Source organism: Streptomyces milbemycinicus (assembly GCF_002154605.1).
In the GTDB taxonomy this organism is placed as follows: domain Bacteria; phylum Actinomycetota; class Actinomycetes; order Streptomycetales; family Streptomycetaceae; genus Streptomyces; species Streptomyces milbemycinicus.
On sequence record NZ_MUNE01000251.1, the window covers coordinates 1 to 24,500 of the forward strand.

20 protein-coding genes and 1 pseudogene are annotated in these 24,500 nt (G+C 69.6%); 9 read left to right on the plus strand and 12 right to left on the minus strand.

The window, feature by feature from the left end:
- Positions 1–178: 178 nt before the first annotated feature.
- Positions 179–1,033 (minus strand): LacI family DNA-binding transcriptional regulator, encoded by an 855-nt coding sequence (locus tag CCN51_RS20760; protein ID WP_014173385.1) that lies wholly within the window; start codon positions 1,031–1,033, stop codon positions 179–181.
- A pseudogene (locus CCN51_RS60035) lies at positions 1,028–1,099 on the minus strand (hypothetical protein); the annotation flags it as partial. The gene CCN51_RS20760 and the pseudogene CCN51_RS60035, both read right to left, overlap by 6 nt.
- Before the next feature lie 299 nt (positions 1,100–1,398).
- Between CCN51_RS60035 and CCN51_RS20765 the strand changes: the two are divergent.
- A complete protein-coding gene (locus CCN51_RS20765; RefSeq protein ID WP_014173384.1) occupies positions 1,399–4,380 on the plus strand; it encodes an alpha-L-fucosidase in 2,982 nt (993 codons plus the stop codon).
- Between the two features lie 10 nt (positions 4,381–4,390).
- The gene (locus CCN51_RS20770; protein WP_014173383.1) at positions 4,391–5,818 is read left to right on the plus strand and encodes a glycoside hydrolase family 28 protein; all 1,428 of its coding nucleotides are present in this window, start codon (positions 4,391–4,393) and stop codon (positions 5,816–5,818) included.
- Here the strand turns inward: CCN51_RS20770 and CCN51_RS20775 are convergent.
- A complete protein-coding gene (locus CCN51_RS20775) occupies positions 5,797–6,987 on the minus strand; it encodes a helix-turn-helix domain-containing protein (protein ID WP_014173382.1) in 1,191 nt (396 codons plus the stop codon). The genes CCN51_RS20770 and CCN51_RS20775 overlap by 22 nt on opposite strands.
- Here CCN51_RS20775 and CCN51_RS20780 point away from each other — a divergent pair.
- Genes CCN51_RS20780 through CCN51_RS20790 form a run of 3 tightly spaced genes read left to right on the plus strand, consistent with a single transcriptional unit; the run spans position 6,986 to position 11,445 of the window.
- Entirely contained in the window at positions 6,986–7,882 is an 897-nt protein-coding gene (locus tag CCN51_RS20780) for an alpha/beta hydrolase (protein WP_014173381.1), read from the plus strand. The genes CCN51_RS20775 and CCN51_RS20780 overlap by 2 nt on opposite strands.
- A 12-nt stretch (positions 7,883–7,894) precedes the next feature.
- The gene (locus CCN51_RS20785) at positions 7,895–9,733 is read left to right on the plus strand and encodes an ABC transporter ATP-binding protein (RefSeq protein ID WP_043486088.1); all 1,839 of its coding nucleotides are present in this window, start codon (positions 7,895–7,897) and stop codon (positions 9,731–9,733) included.
- Positions 9,730–11,445, plus strand: coding sequence for an ABC transporter ATP-binding protein (locus CCN51_RS20790; protein ID WP_043486086.1), 1,716 nt, complete (start codon positions 9,730–9,732; stop codon positions 11,443–11,445). The genes CCN51_RS20785 and CCN51_RS20790 overlap by 4 nt, the downstream gene beginning before the upstream one ends.
- A 9-nt stretch (positions 11,446–11,454) precedes the next feature.
- Here the strand turns inward: CCN51_RS20790 and CCN51_RS20795 are convergent, their stop codons facing one another.
- Positions 11,455–12,429 (minus strand): helix-turn-helix domain-containing protein, encoded by a 975-nt coding sequence (locus CCN51_RS20795; protein ID WP_043486084.1) that lies wholly within the window; start codon positions 12,427–12,429, stop codon positions 11,455–11,457.
- Positions 12,430–12,499: 70 nt separating this feature from the next.
- Between CCN51_RS20795 and CCN51_RS20800 the strand changes: the two genes are divergently transcribed.
- Positions 12,500–12,823, plus strand: a complete 324-nt coding sequence (locus CCN51_RS20800; protein ID WP_043486082.1) for a cupin domain-containing protein — start codon at positions 12,500–12,502, stop codon at positions 12,821–12,823.
- Here the strand turns inward: CCN51_RS20800 and CCN51_RS20805 are convergent.
- The 5 genes from CCN51_RS20805 to CCN51_RS20825 are packed head-to-tail and all read right to left on the minus strand — an operon-like array spanning position 12,804 to position 18,262.
- Complete coding sequence (locus CCN51_RS20805; protein WP_078610847.1) at positions 12,804–14,102, minus strand: MFS transporter; 1,299 nt, start codon at positions 14,100–14,102, stop codon at positions 12,804–12,806. The two genes, CCN51_RS20800 and CCN51_RS20805, sit on opposite strands and share 20 nt — an antisense overlap.
- Before the next feature lie 5 nt (positions 14,103–14,107).
- Positions 14,108–14,650, minus strand: a complete 543-nt coding sequence (locus CCN51_RS20810) for a GNAT family N-acetyltransferase (protein ID WP_014173375.1) — start codon at positions 14,648–14,650, stop codon at positions 14,108–14,110.
- Positions 14,647–15,885, minus strand: a complete 1,239-nt coding sequence (locus CCN51_RS20815) for a type III PLP-dependent enzyme (protein WP_055413841.1) — start codon at positions 15,883–15,885, stop codon at positions 14,647–14,649. The genes CCN51_RS20810 and CCN51_RS20815 overlap by 4 nt, the downstream gene beginning before the upstream one ends.
- Positions 15,882–17,207 carry a DUF6271 family protein gene (locus tag CCN51_RS20820; protein WP_043486080.1) on the minus strand — a complete coding sequence of 442 codons (1,326 nt, stop codon included), beginning with the start codon at positions 17,205–17,207 and terminating at the stop codon, positions 15,882–15,884. Before CCN51_RS20820 ends, CCN51_RS20815 begins: the two co-directional genes overlap by 4 nt.
- Positions 17,189–18,262, minus strand: a complete 1,074-nt coding sequence (locus tag CCN51_RS20825) for a phytanoyl-CoA dioxygenase family protein (RefSeq protein ID WP_043486078.1) — start codon at positions 18,260–18,262, stop codon at positions 17,189–17,191. Before CCN51_RS20825 ends, CCN51_RS20820 begins: the two co-directional genes overlap by 19 nt.
- Positions 18,263–18,599: 337 nt before the next feature.
- Here CCN51_RS20825 and CCN51_RS20830 point away from each other — a divergent pair, with 337 nt between their 5' ends.
- On the plus strand, positions 18,600–20,111 hold the full coding sequence (locus CCN51_RS20830) for a glycoside hydrolase family 3 protein (RefSeq protein ID WP_014173371.1): 1,512 nt from the start codon (positions 18,600–18,602) through the stop codon (positions 20,109–20,111).
- Positions 20,112–20,142: 31 nt separating this feature from the next.
- On the opposite strand, the gene CCN51_RS20835 is transcribed toward CCN51_RS20830, so the two are convergent.
- Positions 20,143–21,033 carry an LLM class flavin-dependent oxidoreductase gene (locus tag CCN51_RS20835; protein WP_043486076.1) on the minus strand — a complete coding sequence of 297 codons (891 nt, stop codon included), beginning with the start codon at positions 21,031–21,033 and terminating at the stop codon, positions 20,143–20,145.
- A 25-nt stretch (positions 21,034–21,058) separates the two neighbouring features.
- Positions 21,059–22,078 (minus strand): aldo/keto reductase, encoded by a 1,020-nt coding sequence (locus CCN51_RS20840; protein WP_014173369.1) that lies wholly within the window; start codon positions 22,076–22,078, stop codon positions 21,059–21,061.
- Between the two features lie 224 nt (positions 22,079–22,302).
- Between CCN51_RS20840 and CCN51_RS20845 the strand changes: the two genes are divergently transcribed.
- Positions 22,303–22,896, plus strand: a complete 594-nt coding sequence (locus tag CCN51_RS20845; protein WP_014173368.1) for a TetR/AcrR family transcriptional regulator — start codon at positions 22,303–22,305, stop codon at positions 22,894–22,896.
- A gap of 1 nt (position 22,897) precedes the next feature.
- On the opposite strand, the gene CCN51_RS20850 is transcribed toward CCN51_RS20845, so the two are convergent.
- Positions 22,898–23,602 carry a hypothetical protein gene (locus CCN51_RS20850; RefSeq protein WP_043486074.1) on the minus strand — a complete coding sequence of 235 codons (705 nt, stop codon included), beginning with the start codon at positions 23,600–23,602 and terminating at the stop codon, positions 22,898–22,900.
- Positions 23,603–23,748: 146 nt separating this feature from the next.
- On the opposite strand from CCN51_RS20850, the gene CCN51_RS20855 reads away from it, so the two are divergent.
- Positions 23,749–24,399: a GntR family transcriptional regulator gene (locus CCN51_RS20855; RefSeq protein ID WP_014173366.1), complete on the plus strand. Its 651-nt coding sequence runs from the start codon at positions 23,749–23,751 to the stop codon at positions 24,397–24,399.
- Positions 24,400–24,500 lie beyond the last annotated feature (101 nt).

The window sequence follows — 24,500 nt, forward strand, 5'->3', positions numbered from 1 at the left end:
GGGCGTGGGGGGAACACCACTCACGGGGGGAAGCCTCCTTGCTCCATGATTGCGGTCTGCGTGCAAGTCAACCCAGTGCACTTCGATCAGTCAATCGACTGATTTAAATTTAGCCACGGTGTCTGCGCGGTGTCTGCCGCGGCGTCCGCCACGGCGACGGCGACAGGACGGGCGCGGATCAGGAAGACGCGCGTACCACAAGGCGCGGCACGATCACCGTCTCGCGCGCCTGGGCGCCGGTCATCAGTGCGGCGACCTGCTGCACCGCCGCCCGGCCGAGGAGTTCCTTGTCGACCAGCAGGGTGGTCAGCGGTGGGTCCACCAGCCGGCTGAGGGTCAGCCCGTCACAGCCGACGAACGCGCAGTCCTCCGGCACGCTCACCCCGCGGTCGCGGGCGCGACGCATGGCGCCGATGGCGATCAGGTCGTTGTACGCGAGCACGGCCGTCGCCCCGAAACCGGTGTCCAGTACGTCGTCCATGGCCGCCGCGCCACCGTCGAGGGAATTGGCGGCCGGGAACACCCACCCCCCGTCGGCGGGCAGCCCGCATTCCGTGGCGGCCCGGAGGAACAGCGAGTGCCGGGTGCCACGGTCCCCGGCGTCCGGGCGCCCGCGGTCGTCGAGCATCGCGATCCGGCGGTGGCCACGCTCGACGAGATGGCCGACCGCCTGGCGCATCCCGGTGGCGAAGTCGATCCGTCCCCCGCTCACCGCCGGCGGCCGGTGCTCGTTGTCGAGCAGCACGAAGGGCATACCCGAGCGTTGGATGAGCTCGATGTCGGCGGGGTCGAGCAGAAAGGCGACACAGGCGTCCACATGGTCCACCACGGTCGCAGCCACCGCGCTCTCGCGTTCCAGAGCGGACCCGGTGCTGTAGATGGCGACCTGCCAGCCGCGCTCGTCGGCCGCCGACAGCACGCCGGAGACCACCTCGGGGAAGAAGGGGTTGAGCACATCCGCGATGACGAGGCCCAGCGTGGTGAGCCCCGGGCCGACCATGCCGCGGGCGAACCGGCTCGGGCGGTAGCCCATGGCCTGGGCCACCTCCAGCACCCGCTGGCGCGTGGTGGGGTCGATCTCCGGTTTGTCGTTGACCGCGCGGGAGACGGTCTACCGGGACACCCCGGCCGAACGCGCCACGTCGTCGATGGTGATACGGCGCGACCTGGCGTTCGGGGGCACGGCCCCACCCCTCTCTCCCTCTCCCCACCCCGCGGACGTGGCGCACGAGAGCGCTCACGGATGCGCTCCCGCCACGATCATCGCTGCGGCGACGACGGGCGTCAACGGATCGCATCCGCGTAACATCCCGCCGTTTCACGCATATTGACACAGCGGGCGAGTGGGCCGGACAGTGCTCCATGAACGCTCACGGGAACGTTCACGGAGGACAGGACATGCCCACGCTGAGGATCCCGCTCCGCCCCCTACGCATCCGAGCAGCCCGAGCAGCCCGAGCCGCGCGCAGTTGGTGGCGCACCCTGTGCGCGGCACTCGTACTCGCCCTGGCCGTCGGCCTTCTCACCGCCCCCGCGGCCGACGCCGAGGTCCAGCATCCGCGGCAGGAGTGGCTGCGCGCGTCCACCGCCGGCCTCTTCCTGCACTGGGGCATGTTCACCCACCCCCGCCACCTCGACTGCGCCGAATGGGAGCGCGATGTCACCGAGGGCGGCTGGAGCGCCGACTACTGGGTGGACGAGGCACGCAAGCTCGGCGCCTCGTACATCGTGCTCGCGACCTTCCACAGCAGGCTGGGCTACGCCCGCCCCTGGCCCTCGAAGATCCCCGGCAGCTGTGCCACCGAGCGCGATCTGCTCGGCGAACTGGTCGCCGCCGGCAAGGCCAAGGGCGTAAACATCATCCTCTACATGACCGACGACCCGCAGTGGCACAACGAGTCAGGCACCGAGACGCTGGACTCGGCCGCCTACTCCGCGTACAAGGGCCGGCAGGTCGACCTGACCACCCGCCGCGGCTTCGGCATGTTCAGCTACGACCTGTTCTCCGAGGTCATGGATAACTACCCGGATCTATCGGGCTTCTGGATCGACAACGACAACGAGTACTGGGAGGAAAAGGGCCTCTACGAGCAGATCCGCGAGCGCCGCCCTGACTGGCTGCTGAGCAACAACAACGAGGACACGCCGATCATGGACACGGTCAGCAACGAGCAGAAGACCGGCATGACCCCGGCGTACGACTACCCCGCCGCCGTGACCGTCCCCATGCCACGGCTGACCGAGGCCGACTACAAGCTGCCGACCACCGGCGACTGGTGGTACGACGGCGGCGACCACCAGGTCGACGCCCGGCTCAGCACCGGCCGTTACATCACCAACGCCGGGTCCTCCATCAAATCGCTCATGGCCGAAACACCGATGGTGAACGGAAAACTGCCGCCACAGCAGGAGGAGTTCAACGACTTCATGGGCCGGTGGGTCGAGCCCATCCGGGAGTCGGTGTACGGAGTCGAGGGCGGCGGCTATATGTACGGCGGTATGCAGCCCGGCTTCTGGAACGACGGTGCCCACGGCGTGGTCACCGTGGGCCGGGGCGAGGACGGCGACCGCACCCAGTACGTACACGTGGTCACGCGGCCGCGGACCGACCTGCTGCGGCTGCGCGACAACGGGTACACCGTGCGCCGCGTCACCGACCTGCGCACCGGCGAGGCGATGCGCTTCAGCCAGTCCGGTGGCCACCTGTCCATCCTCGGCATCCGCGACTGGGATCCGTACGACACGGTGTTCAAGGTCGAAACCGACGGCCGTCAGCCCTACTACAAGCAGTCCGGCGTCGACGCCACCGCCTCGTCCGCGGGCGCCGGACACCCGGCGGGCGACCTCGCCGACGGAAACCACGAGACCTACTGGGACAGTGACGGCGAGCTGCCCGTCTCCGTCACGCTCGACCTCGGCGCGCGCAAACACGCCACGGCGCTGGCGGTGAACCAGCGCGAATGGTCCCCGACGCACGCACGGTCGTCCTTCGGCCGCCCCGAGGACTCCGCGCGCATCAAGGACTACCGCATCTACGCCAGTGGCGACGGCAAGCGCTGGACGCAGGTGCGCGCGGGCGCGCTGCGCAGCGCCCGCGGGATGCAGACCATCGACATCGGTGACCACGACGCCCGCTATCTCAAGCTGGAGGTGCGCAGCCTGTGGGGCGGCCCGCAGGCGCCGGAGTTCTTCAACCAGCTGCGCATCGACGAGATCCAGGTGGCGTACGGCCGCCCGAAGCCCACCCGCACCCCGCTGCCGCTGGAGGCCGAGGCGCGGGAGAACCGGCTGACGGGCGCGGCCCGCTCCGTCGAGTGCGGCGCCTGCTCAGGCGCGCGGCGCGTCGTCGGCCTCGGTGGGGGCCTGAGCAACTCCGTGACGTACCGCGATGTCCGGGCCCCCGAGGACGGCGACTACCGGCTCCAGCTGGACCACACGGCGGCTGCCACCTCCTCCCTGTCCGTGAGCGTCAACGGCGCGGCGCCGGTCGAGGTGCCCGTCGTCGCGAACAACCCCGACAGGGCAGGAGGGGCGCCGGAGAGCACGGCGGTGTCCGTGCCGCTGAAGGCCGGCGCCAACACCGTACGGATCTTCTCCACGGCCGCCCGCGGTCCCGGCCTCGACCGGATCGCGGTCGCGCCCCTGCCCCCGGCCTCGTACACGCCCAAGACCACGCTCACCGTCCGGCCGCACGGTCTGCAGTGGGTCGGCCCCGGCCGGCGGTCGATCACCGTCACGGCGTCGCTCCGGCTCGACGACGACGAACAGCTCGACGGCGTCAGCCTCGCCCCGCGGCTGCCGGCCGGCTGGACCGCGGACGGCGGCCCGGTCACGGCCCGCTCGCTACGGCTCGGCCAGACGCTGACGGGCAGCTGGACCCTCACCTCGCCACCCGGTCAGGACGCGGGCTCGCCCGACATCCCCGTCACGGCGGACTTCACACTGCTCGGCCGGCAGAAGTCCGTCTCGGACCCCGTCCGGGTGCGGCCGCTGCCCGACGGCCGGATCTGGGCGCGCGAGGCGGAGGACTCGGCCAACCAGCTCGGCAGTACGGGCATCACGAGCTGTGGACCCTGCTCCGGGGCCGAGAAGGTGCGCAACATCGGCGGCAGCGAGCGGGCTGCCGTGACCTTCCCCGACGTCGTCGTCCCCGACGGCGGGCAGCGCACGCTCTACCTCGACTACACGGTCAACGGCACCCGCTCGTTCCATATCAGCGTCAACGGCGGCCCGCCGACCGTGGTGACGGTGACCGACACCGGGAACACCACCCCGCGTACGGCCTCCGTCCCCGTCACCCTGAAACCCGGCGCCAACACGATCAAGATCTCCAACGCCACCGAGTCCGCCCCGGACCTCGACCGGATCTCCCTCGGCTAGGAGTCAGGCCATGCACCCGAGACCTTCCCGCCGCTCCGCGCTGCGCACCGGCGGTCTGCTGGCGGCAGGCGCGCTGCTTCCCCTCCTGCCCACGGGTCACGCATACGCGGCTGCCGCCCCGTACACCGGGGCGTGGAGCCCGGTGCCGAAGATCCTGGCCCGGATCAGGCCGCCCGCCTTCCCCCGCCGGACCTTCACCATCACCGACTACGGCGCGGTCGGCGACGGGCAGACGATGAACACCGAGGCGTTCCGGGCCGCCATCGCCGACTGCCACCGCGCCGGCGGCGGCCACGTCCTCGTCCCCGAAGGGCGCTTCCTCACCGGCGCGATCCATCTGCGCAGCGGCGTGGACCTGCACGTCACCGAGGGCGCCACCATCGCCTTCAGCCCCGATCCGCGCGACTTCCTGCCGGTGGTGTTCACCCGCTGGGAGGGCACCGAATGCTACAACTACTCGCCCTTCATCTACGCCTACGGTGAGCGCAACGTCGCGGTCACCGGTCCCGGCACACTCGACGGGCAGGCGCGGCTCGGGCCGTGGGAGAGCTGGTACCGCACCAGCGGACCGCAGGGGCCCGACCAGAGCCTGCTGCGCCGGATGGGATCCGCGGGCGTGCCGGTGGCCGAGCGTGTCTTCGGCGACGGCCACTATCTGCGGCCGAAGATGGTGCAGTTCTACCGCTGTCGCAATGTCCTGGTCAGCGGCCTGACCATCGTCGACCCGCCGATGTGGACCGTGCACCCCGTGCTGTCGACCAACGTCACCGTGCGCGACATCACGGTGGACAGCACGCTCTACAACACCGACGGATGCGACCCGGAGTGCTGCTCCGACGTGCTCATCACCGGCTGTCGTTTCAACACCAACGACGACTGCGTCGCCGTCAAGTCCGGCCGCGACGAGGACGGCCACCGCGTCGGCGTGCCGAGCCGGAACATCGTCGTACGCGACTGCCGGTTCTCCGGCCGCTGGGGCGGGATGACGGTCGGCAGCGAGATGTCCGGCGGGGTGCGCGATATCTTCGCCGAGAACTGCGAGATCAACTCACCGGACTTTCCCGGCCGCTACCCCGTCAAGCACGCGCTGTACGTCAAGGCGAGCAAGAAACGCGGTGGCTGTATCGACGGTGTGCACATCCGGAACTTCACCGGGCAGAACGTCGAGCGCGAGGCGGTGTTCGTGAACATGAACTACAACGGTGGCGAGGGCGGGACACTGCCGGTGTCCGTACGGAACATCCACATGGACCGGATGGAGATCGACGGCGCCCGCGCCGTACTGCAACTGGTCGGCCTGGAGACCGACCATCTGCGGGGCGTCAGCCTCTCCCGCTCCACGTTCACCGGCATCCTCAACCCCGACAGCATCGCCTACACCGACGAACTGACCTTCCGACGGGTCTACGTCAACGGTCAGGAGGTGCCGTACCCCTGATTGACGCCTGCCCGACCAGAAGATGGGGCGGATCGATCCCCGTGGTCGAGTAGCCGCCACGCGGTGAGGGCGAGCCTGGCCCGTGTCAGTCCGGTGGGCTCGGTGAGTTCGATGTCCAGGGTCTTTCCGAGCTGTTCGATGCGGCGGGCGACGCTGCTGTGGTGCAGGTGGAGAAGGTCAGCGGCGCGGCGCAGGGAGCCGGTGACGCAGTAGGCGTCCAGAGTCTCCAGATCTTCTGGGCTGCCGGCGATTCGGGCGATCCCTGCCACGTCGGCGTTGTTGCGCAAGGCGTCCTGAGGTATCTCGGCCAGGAGCGCCACTGCGCCCAAGTCGGTGTAGCGGATGACAGGTTCGCGCGGGTTGGTGAAGCGCAGGGCGGTGCGGGCTTCCTGCCAGGACTGGTCGGGGCTGTCGGCGGCGCCGATGCCCGCGCGTACGCCTGCCGGAAACCGCGCCCGGTCCACGGTGGTGGCCAGGATGACGCCGACGTCGGCAAGTGGTGCCGCCTTCACCGGGCGGGCTGGGCAGATCAGGCCGCCGATCTGGTCGAGCGGGAGCTGCGCCCGTACGGCGACGACGCGGACCGGCAGGTCGGCGGCGAAGCCCAGGAGGCGTAGCGCCCGTGCTCTGGCCGCCTCGTCGCTGTCGGAGCTGATCACCAGTTCGACGAGGGCGGGGTCGGCCATGGTGGTGCGGGCCGGGCCGTACCGCTCGACGGCCGCGGCGGTGGCGATGGCGAGCCGGTCCAGCAGCACTTCGTCGAGCGGGTCGGGCGGGCCCGGGCGTTCCAGCCACACCGTGCCGATCTCCTCCTCGTCGAGTGTGATCGGCGCCGTGGTGGACGCGGGTGACGGCGGGTTGGACGCTTCCGTGCCCTCGGGTGAGACGCGGATCGCCCGCCCCGTGCCGTGGAGCCGCATCCCGGCCACACACTCGGCCAGGCCCGCCGAGGCCCGGGCGAGCGCCGGGAGATCCACCCGTCGGCGCATCAGCGTGTCGTAGAACGCGACGATGCGGATCGCGCCGTCGACATACGAATCCAGTCCCGAGAGCCGTACGGCCAATGCCTCCATGGCAAGACGGTAGCGCCGATCGGTGCGTGATCGGGGCAGGATGCGCGACGGATGGCGGCTGATCTCGAGCGCGCCGACGGTGAGGATGGCCGACATGGATCCCGAACTCGAAGCATTCATTCCCCTTCTCCCGCACATCGACATGAACGACCCGGTCACCGCACGTAAGAACTTCGCCGAGCGTGCTGCCGCGCGGCCCGCGCCGGACACCGCGAACATGGAGGTCGAGGACCGCACGGTGTCCGCCGATCCGGATGTGGCAGTGCGGGTCTACCGCCCGCACCAGGCCCAAGGCGCCATCGTCTGGCTGCACGGCGGCGGACTTGTCATGGGTGACCTGGACACCGAGCACCATTGGGCCGCCCATATCGCCGACGGTTCCGGCGCGGTGGTGATCTCGGTGGATTACCGCCGGACCCCCGAGCATCGGTTCCCGGCCGCCCTGGACGACGCCTACGCCGTGCTGGCCTGGACGGCCGAGCACGCAGCCGAACTCGGTATCGGCCCGGAGCGGATCGCGGTCGGAGGGCACAGTGCCGGCGCGGGGCTTGCGGCCGCGGTGGCGTTGCGGGCGCGTGACCAGCAGGGGCCGCCGATCTGCTTCCAATTGCTCAACGAGCCCGGGCTCGACGACCGGCAGGAGACGTGGTCGCAGCGGCACTTCACCGATACGCCCTGGCAGGACCGCGACAAACTCGCCGCGGTGTGGCGGCACTACCTGGGCTCCCAGCCCGCCACCCCGTACGCCGCCCCGGCCCGGGCCACCGACCTGTCGGGCCTGCCACCGGCCTACATCGCCACCGCGGAGTTCGACCCGCTTCGCGACGAAGACATCGACTACGCGCTGCGCCTGCTGCAGGCCGGCGTGTCGGTCGAGCTGCACCAGTGGCCCGGCACCTTCCACGGGTCACTGGCGATCCAGTCCGCCGAGGTGTCTCAGCGGCAGATCGCCACGCTCGTCGCCGCCCTGCGCCGTGCCCTGGCCGAGTGAGGTCATGGGGCGATGACCACCACCGACCTTGCCCAGGCGAGGGAGCAGTCCGCGCCATCACCGGATGCCGATTCCGGGGCGGGACAAAGCGTGACACAGCTGCTGCGCCCTTACCTCCGGAGTTTCGCCGCCGTTGTCATCCTCCAGGTCATCGGCGCTGTCGCGGGTCTGGCACCGCTGCTGGCGGTCGTCGAACTGGGGCGCGTTCTGTTGCCGCCCGGCCCGGTCGATCACGGTCATGTCCGGATCGTCGTGATCGCGGGCGCGGTCGGCTTGTTCGTGCGACTGCTGTTCACGGCCGCGTCGTCGGCAATCGGGCATGTTCTCGACGGCCAGGTGCAACTGTCGTTTCGACGAGCTCTGGCCGCGCGGCTGGGGCGCGTGCCGATCGGCTGGTTCTCCCGGCGCCGGACCGGCGAGCTGGCAAAGGTGGTGGGGGAGGACGTCAGTGCCGTGCACCCGTTCATCGCCCACACCCCCGGCGAGCTCGTCTCCGCCTTCGTGGTACCGCTGGTGTCGCTGATCTACTTGTTCACCATCGACTGGCGGCTCACGCTGATCACGCTGATACCGGTGGTGCTCGCAGTGGCGCTGGTCCCGTTGATGATGACCCCGACCCGGCTGCGTGAACAGGAGGAGTTCGACGGGTCCTTGGGGCGGATTTCGAGTTCGGTCGTCGAGTTCGTGCAGGGTATCTCGGTGGTCAAGGTGTTCGGCGGATCCGGGCGCGCCCACCGTAAATTCCGCACGGCCGCAGACGATTTCGTCGGCGTCTTCTACCGGTGGGTGCGCGGTGTCTCCGGAATCGCCGCGGGGATGCAACTGGTGCTGTCGCCGCCGTTCGTGCTGCTGGTCGTGCTGATCGGCGGTGCGGCTCTGATCACGACCGGTGGCATGGCCCCGGCCGATCTGCTGCCCTTCCTGCTGCTCGGACTGGGCCTGACCGCTCCGGTGGCGGCCCTCGGCCACGGTTTCGACGATATGCAGGCCGCCCGGCGTGCGGTCGGCCGGATCCGGGACGTGCTCGAGGTGCAGTCGCTACCGGAGCCGGCGCACCCGGTCGCACCACAGGGTCACCGGGTGGAACTGCGTGACGTTCGATTCGGTTACGAAACCGATCATGAGGTGCTGCGCGGGATCGACCTGGTGCTCGAGCCGGGGACGGTCACCGCGATCGTCGGGCCGTCGGGAAGCGGAAAGTCCACGCTGGTTCAGCTGTTGCCGCGGTTCTTCGACCCGACCCACGGTTCGGTCGTCCTGGGCGGTGTCGATCTGCGCGAACTCGGCAGCCGGGAGCTCTACCGGATGGTCTCCTTCGTCTTCCAGGACGTTCGCCTGCTCCGCGCGTCGGTCGCGGACAATATCGCGCTGGCAGTACCGCATGCCGACCTCGATGACGTGGTTCGCGTCGCCCGGCTGGCGAATATTCATGATCGAATTCTCGAGCTGCCACGCGGATACGAGTCGGTGATCGGTGAGGATGCCGGACTGTCGGGCGGCGAGGCACAGCGGATCTCGATCGCACGCGCACTGCTCGCCGACGCGCCCGTTCTGGTGCTCGACGAGGCGACCGCCTTCGCGGACCCGCAGACCGAACAGGCGGTGCGCAGGGCCCTGGCGACGCTGGAGGGCGAGCGGACCATTGTGGTCATCGCCCATCGCTTGGAGACGGTCGCCGACGCCGACACCGTCGTCATGCTGGCGAGCGGGTCGATCGTCGAGCGCGGCAGGCCCGCCGAACTGCTGGCACAGAACGGAAAGTTCGCCGCGTTCTGGCAATCCCACCGATCGGCGGTCGCCGACGAGACCGAAACCCACGGTGGCGTGCTGCAAGGAGACGAGCCCCGATGATTCGAATGCTGCTGCGTGTGCTGGGCCGCGAGTACGCCCAGCCGATGCGTCGCACCGTGGCCCTGATGACGACGACCGCGATAGCCGAGGGTCTGTCCTACGCACTGCTGGTTCCCGTGCTGCGGGCACTGCTCGGGGACACGCCCGGAGATGCCTGGCCCTGGCTGATCGCGTTCGGGACCGCGGTCGCGGTCTACACGGCGCTGCGCTATATCAGTGATCTGTCCGGTTTCCGCGTCGGGTCCGCGCTGTTGCGTGGTATGTACCACCGTCTCGGCGATCATCTGGCCCGATTGCCCATCGGCTGGTACAGCGCAGGCCGCCTCGGGGAAGTGTCCGTCCTGGCCGGCCGAGGCGTCCTGCAGGCGATGGCCGTGATCGCGCATCTGCTGGCACCGTTCATCTCCGCCTGTGTGACTCCCCTGACGATCGTTGTCGTGATGCTTGCCTTCCAATGGCAAATGGGGCTGGCGGCGTTGGTTGCCGCACCGATCGTGGCGGCGATCCAGATCTGGACGGGACGCTCGATGGCCGCAGCCGATGCGGAGCGCTCCGAACGCGACCAAGAGGCCACCGGGCGGGTCATCGAATACCTCCAGGCCCAGCCGGTGCTGCGAGCCGGCGGCCGGACCGCCGAACGCTTCCGGTTGCTCGACGACTCGCTGCAGGAAGTCCAGCGCGCGTCCCGCCGTTCCACGCTGGCGTCACTGCCTGGTGCATTGGGTTTGACGCTCGCGGTGCAGGCGATGTTCACCGTGTTGTTGGTCCTGGGCGCCTACCTCGCGCTCGGCGGGAATATCGGTGCCGCAGAGATTTTGACGATCCTGGTGCTGGCCGCCCGCTGCGCGGATCCGCTGCTGTCGCTGTCGGATATCGGCGGCAAACTCCGCGGCGCGCGTTCCGTGCTGGCGAGACTCGACACGGTATTGCGCACCGAGCCGCTACCGGAAGCTTCCGAACCGATCCAGCCGGTACGCCATGACCTGGAGTTCGAGTCCGTCGCATTCCAGCATGGCGGCCGCACGGTGATCGACAACGTGTCGTTGTCCGTGCCGGAGGGACAGCGGCTCGCCGTTGTCGGACCGTCGGGTGCGGGCAAGAGCACATTGCTGCAGTTGCTCGCGCGCTTCTACGACGTGGACGCGGGCGCGGTGCACGTGGGGGGTGTGGACGTGCGCGCGATCAACACTGAGGTGTTGATGGCGCAGATCGCCATTGTCTTCCAGGATGTCTATCTCTTCGACGGCACGATCGAGGAGAACGTGCGTCTGGGCCGTCCCGACGCCGACGAAGCCGAGGTACGGGCGGCGGCGACCGCGGCGCGGTTGGACGACGTGATCGAGCGACTGCCCGGCGGATGGGCGACGAATGTCGGCGAGGGCGGGGCACTGCTGTCGGGTGGTGAGCGCCAGCGTGTCGCGATCGCGCGAGCGCTGCTGAAGAATGCGCCCATCGTGCTGCTGGACGAGGTGACCTCCGCACTGGACCCGGTGAACGAGGCGGCCGTCCACGAGGGCATCGAGCGCCTGATGGCAGGCCGGACTGTGGTGATGGTGGCGCACCGGATGCGGACCGTCCGGCGCGCCGATCGCGTCGTCTTTCTGGACGGCGGCCGGATCGTGGAGGAAGGCAGCCACGACGAGCTGCTGCGCCGCGGTGGACGCTACGCCGACTTCTGGAATATTTCCCTGACACCGGCAGCGAGTGAATGAGTCGGCGCCTCAGCTGCTCGGTTGCGTGCCGCTGGTGTGACGGCCGAAGGAGCGGCGGTAGGCGGCCGGCGTGGTGTGCACCATGGCGTGGAAGCGTCTGCGGAGGTTGGCTGCTGAGGACAGGCCGACCCTGGTGGCGATCGTCTCCACGGGGAGGTCCGTCTCCTCCAGGAGGGCGCGAGCCGTCATGACACGCTGCTGGAGCACCCACCGGCCGGGGCTGGTGCCGAGCTGGTCGGCGAATCTCCGGGCAAGGGTTCGCGGTGAGATGTTGGCCTGTGCGGCGAGGTCGCTGGTGGTGAAGGGCTCGTGCAGCCGCTCGGTGGCCCAGTCGAGGATGGGGGCCAGGGACTCGGGCGGGCGGTCGGCGCGGGGTGGAGCGGCATACTGCAGCTGCCCGCCCTCGCGATGCGGCGGCATGACCATGTGCCGGGCGATCTGCGCGGCGTGGGCCGCGCCGTGGTCGGTTCGGGCCAGGTGCAGGCACAGGTCGATGCCGGCGGCAGTGCCCGCGCTGGTGGCGATGTCGCCCAGGTCGATGTAGAGGGTGTCGGGCTCGACCTGGATGTCGGGGAAGCGGGCGGCGAGTTCGGCGACCATCCGCCAGTGGGTTGTCGCCCTGCGGTGGTCCAGCAGTCCCGCCTGGGCGAGGAGGAAGGCGCCGGAGCAGATCGCGGCGATGCGGGCGCCGCGCCGGTGGGCCTGCCGCACCGCGTCGATCACCGCGGGCGGGGCGGGCTGTTCGCCGTGCTGCCAGCCGGGGATCACCACCGTGTCCGCGGTCCCGAGGTCCGGCAGTCCGCGGCTCACCGCCATGTCGTAGCCGGCCAGGGTCGGTACGGCGCCCGGGTGCTCTGTGCACACGGCGAACTCGTAGCGAGTGGGTAGACCTGGTCGGCTCATGCCGAAGACCTCGGCGGCGCACGCCAGCTCGAACGTGGACTGCGGCGGCAGGACCAGGGCGACCACCCGGTGAACACTCATGGCAGAAAAGTATCCGCCGGCGTCATTCCTGACACTGGGCCGAGGCAGGATCGTCCGCGACGATTGGCTCATGCCGAAAGAGTCCAGTGATGTTCAGATCCTGCACGTTGACGAGGTCGAACCGGTGGAGGTCGTTCCCGGGATCGTTCGGCGGCGCCTGCCGGCCACGGAGTGGGCGCGCGGGTGGATGTACGACTTCGCTCCGGGGACGGAGTGGCCCGAGGTGGATGTGCACGAGGGCGAGGAACGCTATTACGTGGTGTCGGGGGAATTCATCGACCGAGGGCAGCGCCTCGGGCCGGGCAGTTATGTGGTGTTCGCGCCCGGCAGCACGCACCGCCCGCGTACGGAGACCGGCGCACGCATGATCGGAATCAGCATCCTCCCCCGCTAGCCGGCTCGCCGTCGCGCGCCGACCGCAGGGTGCCGGCAGTGCTGGATCTTGGCGCGCCACCCTGGTGGGGCTGATCGCCGGTATCGCCGCGGCTTTCGCCGTGGTCGGCGGATCCCTCGTGCGTGGCGGGTGTCCACCGGATGCGCGTACCGCACAGGGACACCACGGCCGCCGAAGCGGCCACGACACCCAGGCCCCACACCAGACTGCTGGAGTTCGCCACGAAGCCGATGACCGGGGGACCGGCCAGCAGGCCCGTCGTGCCCATGGCGGCGACCAGGGCCAGAGCGTCCGGGCCCTGCTTGGCCGCCGCGACATAGACGCAAGGGGTCACGGCCGCGATGCCGAGGCCGACGCAGGAGAACCCGATCAGGGCCGGAATCACACCGCCACTCAGCAGGGCGAGGGCCAGCCCCGTCCCGGCCAGGGCGCTGCCGAGGACGACGACCCGCCCGTCGCCCCAGCGCTCGCGCCAGCCGTCGGCGAACAGCCGGGCCAGCACCATCATGCCCGAGACGACGGCGATCCCCAGGGGCGCCAGCTGTGCCGACGCCTTGACGACATCCGTCATATAGAGGGCCGACCAGTCGTTGATGGCGCCCTCGGTGACGGTGCCGAAGACCATGGCGCAGCACATCCACAGCGTCATACGGGTCGGCAGGGACCATCCGCTGCGGCTCTTCGTCTCGTCCCGCTTCTCCTCGGCGGCCTCGTCCTCCGTCAGCAGCCCGGTCCGGGCGTACGCGAACAGGAGCAGTAGGACGACGGCGGCCATGCCGAAGTGCACGGCGACCGTCGAGGTCACCGCGTTGACGCCGGAGGCCAGGAGGGCGGCGAGCAGCGAGCCGCCGCTGAACGTCGCGTGCAGTTTGGCCATGGCGTTGCGCTTGTGCCGGACTTCGAGTGCGGCGCCCTGTGCGTTCATGGCGACGTTCAGACAGCCCACGAGCACTCCGTCGCAGCACACGACGGCCAGGGCGACGGGGTAGTTCGGCGCCACGGCCAGGGCGATGAGTACCAGCGTCAGGCCCAGGGCCGACAGGAGTGCGAGGCGCTGTGAGCCCAGCCGCCTCATCAGCACCGACACAAGAGGGAACGACACACTCGCGCCGACCCCCGCGGCCATCAGGAGAAAGCCCACCTCCGCGGCCGTCAGGCCGAGATCGGCCTTGAGGGCGGGGATGCGCGAGGCCCAGGTGGCGTACTGGAAACCGAGGGAGCAGAACAGCGCGGCGATCGCCAGTTGGCTCCGGTAGAAGGGATCTCGGACCCGCGGTATATGGATCAAGCCTGCTCCTCCTGCGATGACGTGCCATGAGCGGACACGCCGGACGGCACCGCCCTCGACATGTAGATGACGTCCGGGCCGTAGCCGTCCGGGGGGACGACCTCCTGGTGGGCGGTGAAGCCACGCGCCGACCAGTACGTCGCGCTGCCCCCGACGGCCACCAGCGAGATCTGCTCGTACCCATGTGCCCTGGCCGATGCGGTGAGGTGGCGCAGCAGGCGCCGTCCCAGCCCTTTGCGCCGGAAGTTCTCCGCGATGACCAGGTCGTGCAGATGCAGATTGGTGGACGGGTACGCGGTCTCCTCAGGCCGTTCCAGGTCCGGGTACCGGTACATCGGATAGGGCAGCGCCAGTGCATAGCCCACGAGCCGGGGGCCCACCTCCAGCGCGCGGCAGGTGGCCGGCGACACCCGCGCGCGGGATTCGAGCGCCACCCGTCCCTCGGACAGGCCGAGGCCGGTGTAGGCGTGGGACTCCAGCGCCGCGATGCCGTCCCAGTCGTCGTCCGAGATGTGGCGGATGCGCACCTCGTCGTTCATCCGCCACCCGTCTTCCCGGACCCGCCCGTGGCGCCGCCGTCGATGCAGGTGTAGGGGAGCGGGCCGAAGCCGTTGAAGCCCTGGGTCGTATAGCTGATCGCGTACGCCCCGCAGGACAGCACCCAGACCGGGTCGCCCGACGCCAGCGCCTCGGGCACCTGGACCAGGCCGTCCTCGTGGGAGTAGGCGTCGTCGCTGTCGCAGGTGGGTCCGGCCACGACGGCGGGCACATGGCGGGTGCCGGGGCCGCCGTGGGTGGGGAAGACGAGCGGGTACTGCAACTCGTCCATCTCGTACAGGCCGTTGAACTTTCCGCAGCTCAGATACAGCCAGTACTGGCGCCGCCCGTCGGGTCCCTGCCGCGCGGACAGCCGGGACACATGGGCCCGGATGGCCCCTTGTCCGGCGACGAGATAGCGGCCCGGCTCCACGACGAAGCCGAGGTGGTGGCCGCCGATGGTGCGCAGGTGGGCCATTCCCTCCCGGATGACGGCGAACAACTTGTCGATCGGGGGATCGAGCGGTCTGCCGTGTTTGTCGAGATACCCCGGGACAGGGAGGCCGCCGCCGAGGTTGATGTGGTCCAGGGCGATCCCGCGGCGGTCCAGGGCGGCCAGGACGTCCGCGAGGCGTTCGAAGGCGTCGCGCCAGGCCTCGGGTGTCATCTGCTGCGAGCCGACGTGTACGGAGAGGCCGGAGGGCACCAGCCCCAGCTTCCGCGCCGTTTCCAGAATGGTCACCGCGTCGGCGGTCGAGCATCCGTACTTGCCGCTCAGCTCCCAGAGCGCTCCCCGGGTGTCGGTGGAGAGCCTGCAGAACACCCGGGCGCCGGGGGCGTGTTCGGCGATGGCCGCCACGTCCTCCAGGCTGTCGGTCGCGAAGTCCCTGATGCCGAGCCGATGGGCGTCGGCGATGTTCCGGTCGGACTTCACGGTGTTGCCGTAGTGCACTCTGCCGATCGGCACACCCGCCCGCAGCGCCTGTTCCATCTCCGGGACGCTTGCCGCGTCGACCCCGGCGCCCGCCCCGGCCAGCCGGGCCAGCACCTCGTCGACCGGGCAGGCCTTCATCGCGAAGCGGACGGCGACCCCGGGCAACTCCCGGAGCAGGGACTCGTAGCGCTCCTCGATTCCGGTGAGGTCGAAGACGATCCGGTCGTCGGCGGTGGCCGCGAGCGCGGCGGACAAGGGTGTGCCCGCTACAGGCTCTATGCCTGCTGTTCCTTCGTGCGTCATCGTGACCTTCGACCCGGATGTCCCGGAGCCTGCACGAGGGCGGTGTCGCGGGCCGCCCGTATCAGCGCCTCCCACGTCTCGATCAGCAGGGCGAAGTCGGCGATGTCGCTCTGCGCCTCGTCGAGCAGACGCTCGCGGCGCGACGCCAGGAAGGCGGCGAAGGTGGCGTATCTGCCGCCGAGCTTCCGGTACGCGGCCTCGATGGTGTCGAGGCGCTGGACGTTCTCCGCCCGGTCGAGCAGGGTGCTCTTCCTGGCCAGCTCGGCGATGGCGGACGCCCGCACCTGACCTTGACCGTCGAGGAGCGTTTCGCCGGCCTCGGCCATCTCGTCGTAGAGGAAGTTGAAGTAGAGCATCGACAGGAAGAACTTGGCGAACCGCAGCTGGTAGGCCATGAACCCCGGGTCGGTGCGGCGTTCCCCGGTGTAGAAGTTCACGATGTGGCGGTTGTGCAGTACGCCGGGCAGCGCGGCGGCGTGGACCAGGTGGATGAGGAAGTAGTCGCTGCCGATGGTGTCGGTCGCGGGCGGCAGCGGCACTCGTTCATGCACCTGGTGGAAGCTGATGTTGCACATGTCCACGTGCATGGGGTCGACGACGGTCAAGGTCGTCCGGTCTCCGGTGAACGGGCCGGTCCTGGGCCCTTGGAAGGACTCCTCGACGAGTTCCCGCTTCTGCTCGTCCGACCAGTGGCCGGGCGCCCACAGGCCGACCACGTCGTAGTAGACGTCCGGGTCGAGCCGGCGGATCTCGTCGATGTCCACGGACAGCTCACCCAGGAAGGAGCCGGCCACCATCGCCACCCGCTTGTGGGTGTTTTCGGGAGCGAGCACCGTCTCACCGACACCGTGCGCCGCGTCGGCCGCACGCTTGCCGAGCGACAGAAGCTCCTGGTGGACGGGGAACACGGTCTCGCCGCGCAGCACCTGGTAGCGGCTGTCGGAGTCCCTGCGGTGGACGGATTCGCATCCGAGGGCCACGGCGATCAGGAACGCGCGGTTGGTACAGGCGCCGTAGGAGAGCCCGGCCGGAAGCATGAGGTCGAGCAGCAGCTCATGCTTGGTGTGCTCGGTCCGGTGGATCACCCGGCGCAGAAAGTCGCGCTGCTCCGCCTCGTCGAGGTGGCGGACGAAAACGCGCGGCAGCCCGTGCGCGGAGCGCAGGGCCCGTGCGTGTTCCCGATACGCGTCGGAGGAGTCCAGGACGAGCAGATGCACCTCGACGTCGAAGTGCGCGGCCGCGTAGGCGGCCTCCTCACCGATGGCGGTGACCATCGCAGGGCACGCCCGGTTGGTGGGGAGTGTCAGGCAGATGCGTCGCACGCTACTTCCCCGCCGCTTCGGTCGCCTTGGTTGACGTTTTTCCCGTCCCACGAGGTGAGCCCGAGCAGCTTGGCGCCCAGGTCGCTCAGCGTGGCGGTGTCGTACCTGAGGGCTTCGGGCTTGTCGGCGTCGCCGAGCAGGGTGCCGTTCCAGGTCGGCGTGGTGAGGTGGCGCCATGACTCGACCCGTGAACGCCGCAGCTCCTCATGGGATTCGAGGGCGGGCATCATCGCGAGGTACTGGACCGCCCGCACACCGTTCTGCGAGGTGTTGGGCGCCACTCCATGGGCCAGCAGCCCGTTCCAGATGAGCAGGTCCCCGGCCTCGAGTTGCGGCCGTACGACGGGCATCTCGGCCCGGTCGATCTTGGGCCGGATCGGATCGCGGTCGGCCGGCTGGAGCGTCCGCCACTGGTCGAACCGGTGGAACAACTCGGGGCAGCACTGGAAGCCGCCGAGCTCCGGCTCGGTGTCATGGAGGGCGATGATGCCCTGGACCCGCTGCGGCAGCACACTGAGCGTGGTGTCGACATCCCAGTGCAGTGTGATGTCGAACCCCCGCTCCGTGGGGGCGATCAGGGCCCGGTCGCGGTTCTTGACGTTCGGCGGGTTCAGGTTCAGCCGGTCCAGGCTGACCCACAGTTCCTCGCAGTCCCATACGTCCACGAACGCGTCGTAGACCCGCTGCGTCTGGCGGCTGTCCCAGATGAGCTGGTGGTGGTACGCCTCGACGAACCCGTAGATGTGCAGCTCACGGTCCAGGTCGGAGCGGTACTCGCGGTCCTGGTACCAGGTGTCCGGGCGGCCGGGGTCGAGCCCCTGGAAGTCCCAGGTGAAGTCCAGTAACCGGCGCGCGGCCGAGGCGGGGATCGCCTGCTTCACCACGACGTAGCCGTAGGTCTGCCAGAAGGCGAAGTCGTCCTCGGACAACACGCGCAGCTGGTGGGTCTTGGTGAGGTCCCGCAGCTGAGTCCGGGCGAGGTATGTCTCGCCGTCCGAGCTGAAGTAGGGGACGTCCGAGGGGGATCGGTACAAGTAATGGTCGGGCTTTGGCATGCAGTGCTCCAAAACTGAAAACTCTCCGTCGCAGACCGCGAACAGTGCCGTGTCCGCCGGGCCTGCTGATGACGAAGACAGGACGGCGTCAGATGCCGGAGCGTAGTGTCCGCTGCGCTCCTTGGTGGACTGACGCCTTCATAAAAATGGACTAGACCATATACGTTGTCAACAAGGGAATCCCCTAGTGCTGTTGGCCGAAGCCCACCGCGTGGACCGCTCCTTGACACCGGTGATTCGACTGGGCGAGTATCCGTTGGTCTGTACCAAAGATCATCGATGTCGTGGGCGGCGTCGGTGTTATCGGTGTGTTGGCGCTCTTCGAAAGGCGTGATCGATGTCCACCAGCAAGCCCGGCACGGACCTGCGACGACTCGCACTCTCCGTCCTGCAACCGGGGTTCGTGGGCACGGAGGCGCCGGAGTGGATCCTGCGTGACATCGGTAACGGCCTGGCGTCCGTCGTGATCTTTTCACGCAATATCGAATCCCCGGACCAGCTCGCCCGGCTGACCGCGCAACTCCGCGCCGAGAACCCGTCGTTGATCGTAGCGATCGACGAGGAGGCCGGTGATGTCACCCGGATCGAGTCCGCGACCGGCTCCACCCGTCCCGGCAATCTCGCCCTCGGGACGGTGGACGACACCGAGCTGACCGAGTCCGTCGCCGCCGATCTGGGCCGCCAACTGCGTGGAGCGGGCATCAGCCTGAACTTCGCGCCCACCGTGGACGTCAACTCCAACCCGGACAACCCCATCATCGGGGTCAGATCCTTCGGGGCGGACGCCAAAACGGTGTCCCGGCACGCCGCCGCGTGGATCAAAGGACTCCAGTCGGCCGGGGTCGCCGCCTGCGCCAAACACTTCCCCGGCCATGGGGACGTCGCCGTCGACTCCCACCACGGCCTGCCCAGTTACGACGCCGACCTCGACCGGATCGCCGCACAGGCCCTGCCGCCGTTCCGCGCCGCGCTGGACGCGGGGGTCCGCGCGGTCATGAGCGGCCACCTGCTGGTGCCCGCCTACGACCTGGATCTGCCCGCCACCCTCAGCCGCCGAATCCTCGACGGCCTGCTGCGCCAGGAGCTCGGATTCGACGGGCTGATCGTCACCGACGCCATCGAGATGGGGGCAGTCGCCGACCGCTACGGGATCGACGCGGCCGCGGTGCGCGCCGTCGCCGCCGGGGCCGACGCCGTCTGCGTCGGCGGGGAGAGCGCCGAGGAGGCCACCGCCCAACTGCTCGCCACCGCCCTCGTCGACGCCGTGGCCGCCGGGGAACTCGCCGAGGAGCGGCTGGCGGAGGCGTCGGAGCGGGTCCGGGCGTTCGCCGAGTGGTCGACGGAGCTGGGCCGGTCCGCCCCGGCCGGTGCGGTCGACGGCGCCATCGGCTTCGTCGCCGCCCGCCGGGCCATCCGTATGACCGGCTCCGTAGCGGGGTCGCTGCCCCTGGCCGCGCCGCCGCATGTGGTGGAGCTGGTGCCCGCCACCAACCTGGCCATCGGCAAGGAGACCCCCTGGGGCGTCGCCGCACCGCTGAGCGAACGGCTTCCCGGCACGACCTCCGTCCGGATCCACCCGCAGGAGTTGCGGACGCGGGCAGCCACTCTGGAGGCGTCCGCGCTGACCCCCGCCTCCGGACGTCCGCTGGTGGTCGTCGTCAGGGATGCTTCCCGGCACCCGTGGATGGGCGGCGCCCTGACGGACCTCGTCACCGCGCGCCCGGACGCGATCGTCGTGGAGATGGGCCTGCCGGGCGCCACCGCCCCCGGCGCGGTGCACATCTCCACCCATGGCGCGACCACCGCGTCCGGGGTGGCCGCGGCGGAGGTCCTTGCGGGGACGAGGTAGGGCCCCGCGCGCCACGGCCCGTACGCGGGCGCTACGAGGACTTGCCCCGGGCCGATGTGTTGATGAGCTCGTCGGCGACCCACCGTGCCACGTTGACGGGGTAGGGCGTCGACAGTCCGAGGACGATGTGCAGGAAGCCGGCGTCGATCGCCTCGCCGATCGCGTCCCGGGTGGCGCCGGGCCGGTCGTACGAGACGGGCAGGTGGATCGAGCGGGTGATCGAGGCGGGGTCGCGACCGATCTCGGCGCAGTAGCGGTCCAGCAGCGCACTGCGGCTCACGACGTCGTCGATGTCGCCTCCGGGGATGTTCCACAGATCGGCGTGTTCGGCGGCCACGCGCAGTGTCGGGGCCGAGCGTCCGCCGATGAGGATCGGCGGATGGGGGCGCTGGACGGGTTTCGGGTTGCCGAACGCCCCGGTGAGCTGGTGGTAGGTGCCGTCGAAGTCGAACGGCTCCTGCTCGGTCCACAGCCGCCGGATCACCGTACAGGCCTCGGCGAGGCTCCCCACGGCGTGCGCGGTGTCATGGAAGGGCAGGCCGTGTGCCGCGTACTCGCGGTGGGCCGCGGGAGGGCTGGGGCGTGAGCCGACGCCGATGCCGAAGTCGAGCCGTCCACCGGAGACGATGTCCACGGTCGTGGCGATCTTGGCCAGCATCGCGGGCGGCCGGAACCGGTTGCTGGTCACCAGCAGGCCGAGCCGTAGCCGTCGGGTGTGGGCGGCGAGGGCCGAGAGCAGTGTCCAGCCCTCGTACGTCGGTCCGTTCGGGTCGCCGCCGATCGGCATGAGGTGATCGAACAACCAGGCGTGCTCGATCTCCGGGATGGTGTCCGCCTCGCACCAGACCCGCAGGACGTCGTGGTAGTCGACCTGCATGGGGGCGGTCATGATGCCGAAACGGGGTCGGGGTGTATGCGGCATGGAGCTGTTGATCCTTTCCGGACGGTCAGCGGCGCCGCAGCGACGGGTCGAGCAGCGCGGGCGGAGTGTCGTGCTTCTCGTGCGCGGCCAGGTCGACACCGGGCGCGACGATCGCGTCGATGGCGTCGAGCACATCGGCCGAGAGCACGGTGTCGGCGGCGGCGAGTTGCGTGTGCAGATGGTCCAGGGTGCGGGGGCCGATGAGCGCGCTGGTCACGGCGGGATGCGCGGTCACAAATCCGAGTGCGAGCTGGATCATGGTCAGACCGGCCTCTTCGGCGACTTCGGCCAGCCGCTCGACGGCGTCGAGCCTGGCCCGGTTGGCGGGGATGGTGGTGTCGAAGCGTTCCGGCATGAACGTCGAGCGGCTGGTGGCGATCTCCCGGCCCTCGCGGATCGCGCCCGACAGCCAGCCCGAGGCCAGCGGGCTCCACACCAGCACACCGAGCCCGTACTGCTCGGTCACGGGCAGCACATCGCTCTCGATACCGCGCTGCAGGATCGAGTAGCTGGGCTGCTCGGTGACATAGCGGCTCAGGTGGTGCTCGCGGGCGGCCCACTGGGCCTGCACGATGCGGTATGCGGGAAACGTCGAGGAGCCGAAGTGGCGGATCTTTCCGGCACGCTGGAGGTCGGTGAGCGCCGACAGCGTCTCCTCGTCGCTGGTGTTCGGGTCCCAGCGGTGGATCTGGTAGAGATCGACATGGTCGACACCGAGCCGGCGCAGGCTGTTGTCCAGTTCGGTGACCAGCCAGCGGCGCGAACTGCCCCGATGGTTGCGCTCGTCGCCCATCGGCATGCCCGCCTTCGTGGCCAGCACGATGTCGTCGCGGCGGCCGGCGATGGCCTTGCCGACCATCTCTTCCGACTCGCCCGCGCTGTACATGTCGGCGGTGTCGATGAGGTTGATCCCGCCCTCGAGAGCGGCATCGACGATGGCGGTGGCCTCGTCCTGGGTGGTGCGCCCGATCCTGCCGAAGTTCATGGCGCCGAGTGCGAGAGAGCTGACCTGCACACCGGTGCGGCCCAAGGTGCGGTACTGCATGACTGTGTTCCTCCACTGCGGATGAAGCGTGGCGGTTTCGCGTGATGACAATGCGTGGTTTGGAAGCCGGGTCCCCGCTCTGGCATCATGAGCAAGCGGAACCTCGTTCCGGAAAAACGATACGGAACGTTGTTCCGCTTTACAAGTCCGGTCATGGCTCGGCAGCGATTCGGCAGTGGGCTTGGCGGCGGCTCGGCAGTCTCTGCAGTGGAAGGAGCGGTGCGGTGAACGACAGCGACGGGGGCGCGGGACGCGCGGCCCGGTCCAAGCGGGCGGACGCCCGGCGCAACGAGGAGACCCTGCTCGACGCGGCCGCCGCGGTCTTCGTGGCGTCAGGCGTGGAAGCGCCTGTACGTGACATCGCGGCCAAAGCCGGCGTCGGGGTGGGCACGATCTACCGCCACTTCCCGACGCGAGCGGATCTGATCATCGCCGTCTACCGGCACCAGGTCGAGGCATGCGCCGAGGCCGGTCCTGCCCTGCTGGCGAGCAGCGCGACCCCGCACGCCGCGCTGGGGCAGTGGATCAACCTCTTCGTCGATTTCCTGGTCACCAAGCACGGACTCGCCGCCGTGCTGCAGTCCGACAACGCGGGCTTCGAGACGCTGCACGCCTACTTCCTCGACCGCCTCGTGCCCGTGTGCACCCAGCTGCTCGACGCCGCGGTCGATTCCGGCGAGATCCGATCCGACGTGGAGGCCATCCAGCTCATGCGCGGCGTCGGAAACCTCTGCATCGGCGCCGAGCACAACCCCCACTACGACGCACGACGACTGGTCGAACTCCTCATCGCGGGGCTGCGCCTGCCGCCTGGGTGACTCAGGCGGTGCCGGGCGCCGCCACGGTCAACGCATAGTCCACTGCGACCGTGAAGTCTGCGGACCTGCCCCGGATTTTCAGCGTGTGCTTCCCGGCCTTGAGCGGGGGCAACTGAACCCACAGCCCGCACCCCGTCCCGCTGAACCGGCCGCTCGAATCGGTCACGGGGTTTCCGGGCGCGGCCGTCCCCGTGATCGTCGTCCCGAGGTAGCGATCCGGGCTGATGTCCCGGCCGTCCAGGCTCGCCGTGCCCGAGGCCGTTTCCATGAAGTCGGCGCAGTCCGCCGGGCCGCCCACGAGGTTGATGAGGGGAAAGGCGACGGGACGGCCACTTGGCACGGTGCAGGTCCGTTCGGCCTGCCCGCCGAAGGTCCCGGCCAGAAACCACACATCGTCCGGCTGGTTACGGTGGCACGACCGCCCGTCCTCGTCGGCGACCGGGTTCGTCGACGTCTCTTCCGACGCCGCCCATGTCCACCACCGCCCCTGCAGATCCGCGGGGGAGAGCCGGGTGGCGGCCGGTGCCGAGGGCGAGGAAGCCGAGGGCGACGGTGCCGATGGGGAGGGCGCCGCTGACGTCCGCTGCGGTTCCGATGGCCGGTCGGACTCAGCGGCCCGCGATCCGCTGCCGCCCCCTCCACCGCATCCGGCGACCGCGACCACCGCCGCGGCGGCGACCCCTATCCATCCCGTCCGGCTGCTCATCCCCTCGCTCCTCTCAGGCACCGGACACGATATCCCGGCGTGGCGACGCACGGAGAGCCATTGTCGTAATGTTGACAATGATTCCAACATGCTCAAGTTAACATTGCGACATTGGGGAGGTTGAGATCATGGGTGAAACGGGCAAAGTGTCCCCGGCGCGGCGTCGTGGTCTTGCCGAGGAGGTGGCGGACCAGATCCGGGAGGCGATCTTCAACGGAGCCTACGCCCCTGGTGCGCAGCTGCGTGAGGTGGAGCTGTCGGGCGTGATGGACGTCAGCCGTGGCCCCGTGCGGGAGGCGCTGCGGATCCTGGAGCGCGAGGGCCTGGTCCGGTGTGCCTGGCACCGCGGCACGGTGGTGACCACCCTGTCGTCCGAGGATGTGGCGGAGCTGGAGAGTCTGCGCGGCGCGCTGGAGCGGCTGGCCGTCGAGCGGATCATCGCTCATGCCTCGGAGGAGGACTTCGTGTCCCTGGAGAAGGTGGCGGGGCTGATGGAGCGGGCGCGGGACGAGCACGAGATGGTCCGTCTGGACATTGGATTCCATGACGCGGTTTTCGCCACTGCCGGCCATCAGCGTCTGGCGGAGGCGTGGGAGGCCATCCGCTGTCAGGTCCATCTGTTTCTGCTGACCCGGATCGGTCACAGCACCGAGGGCTACCTCACCCGGGTCCCCGAGGAGCACCGCGAGCTCGTCGCCGCGCTGCGGTCGCGTGATGTTCAGGGCGCGCTCGACCTGTTCGCCGCCCACCGCCGCGTCGCCGTCGACGTGGTCAGCGCGGAGCGCGTTCCGGGCTGACCCGCGTCTCGTCCCCGCGACCGGTGACGGTCAGCCGGGCTGGGCGGTCCGTCAAACCTTGACGCTCGTCGGCATTCGACGGGCGTCGTACTATGACCTGA

Bases quoted from the DNA above. Each gene is read 5' to 3' on its own strand.
- CCN51_RS20795 (WP_043486084.1), bottom strand. From the start codon at position 12,429: ATGAGTGTTCACCGGGTGGTCGCCCTGGTCCTGCCGCCGCAGTCCACG.
- CCN51_RS20790 (WP_043486086.1), top strand. From the start codon at position 9,730: ATGATTCGAATGCTGCTGCGTGTGCTGGGCCGCGAGTACGCCCAGCCG.
- CCN51_RS20840 (WP_014173369.1), bottom strand. From the start codon at position 22,078: ATGCAGTACCGCACCTTGGGCCGCACCGGTGTGCAGGTCAGCTCTCTC.
- CCN51_RS20785 (WP_043486088.1), top strand. From the start codon at position 7,895: ATGACCACCACCGACCTTGCCCAGGCGAGGGAGCAGTCCGCGCCATCA.
- CCN51_RS20775 (WP_014173382.1), bottom strand. From the start codon at position 6,987: ATGTCGGCCATCCTCACCGTCGGCGCGCTCGAGATCAGCCGCCATCCG.
- CCN51_RS20835 (WP_043486076.1), bottom strand. From the start codon at position 21,033: ATGCCGCATACACCCCGACCCCGTTTCGGCATCATGACCGCCCCCATG.
- CCN51_RS20825 (WP_043486078.1), bottom strand. From the start codon at position 18,262: ATGCCAAAGCCCGACCATTACTTGTACCGATCCCCCTCGGACGTCCCC.
- CCN51_RS20850 (WP_043486074.1), bottom strand. From the start codon at position 23,602: ATGAGCAGCCGGACGGGATGGATAGGGGTCGCCGCCGCGGCGGTGGTC.
- CCN51_RS20800 (WP_043486082.1), top strand. From the start codon at position 12,500: ATGCCGAAAGAGTCCAGTGATGTTCAGATCCTGCACGTTGACGAGGTC.
- CCN51_RS20770 (WP_014173383.1), top strand. From the start codon at position 4,391: ATGCACCCGAGACCTTCCCGCCGCTCCGCGCTGCGCACCGGCGGTCTG.
- CCN51_RS20780 (WP_014173381.1), top strand. From the start codon at position 6,986: ATGGATCCCGAACTCGAAGCATTCATTCCCCTTCTCCCGCACATCGAC.
- CCN51_RS20760 (WP_014173385.1), bottom strand. From the start codon at position 1,033: ATGGGCTACCGCCCGAGCCGGTTCGCCCGCGGCATGGTCGGCCCGGGG.
- CCN51_RS20765 (WP_014173384.1), top strand. From the start codon at position 1,399: ATGCCCACGCTGAGGATCCCGCTCCGCCCCCTACGCATCCGAGCAGCC.
- CCN51_RS20815 (WP_055413841.1), bottom strand. From the start codon at position 15,885: ATGACGCACGAAGGAACAGCAGGCATAGAGCCTGTAGCGGGCACACCC.
- CCN51_RS20810 (WP_014173375.1), bottom strand. From the start codon at position 14,650: ATGAACGACGAGGTGCGCATCCGCCACATCTCGGACGACGACTGGGAC.
- CCN51_RS20830 (WP_014173371.1), top strand. From the start codon at position 18,600: ATGTCCACCAGCAAGCCCGGCACGGACCTGCGACGACTCGCACTCTCC.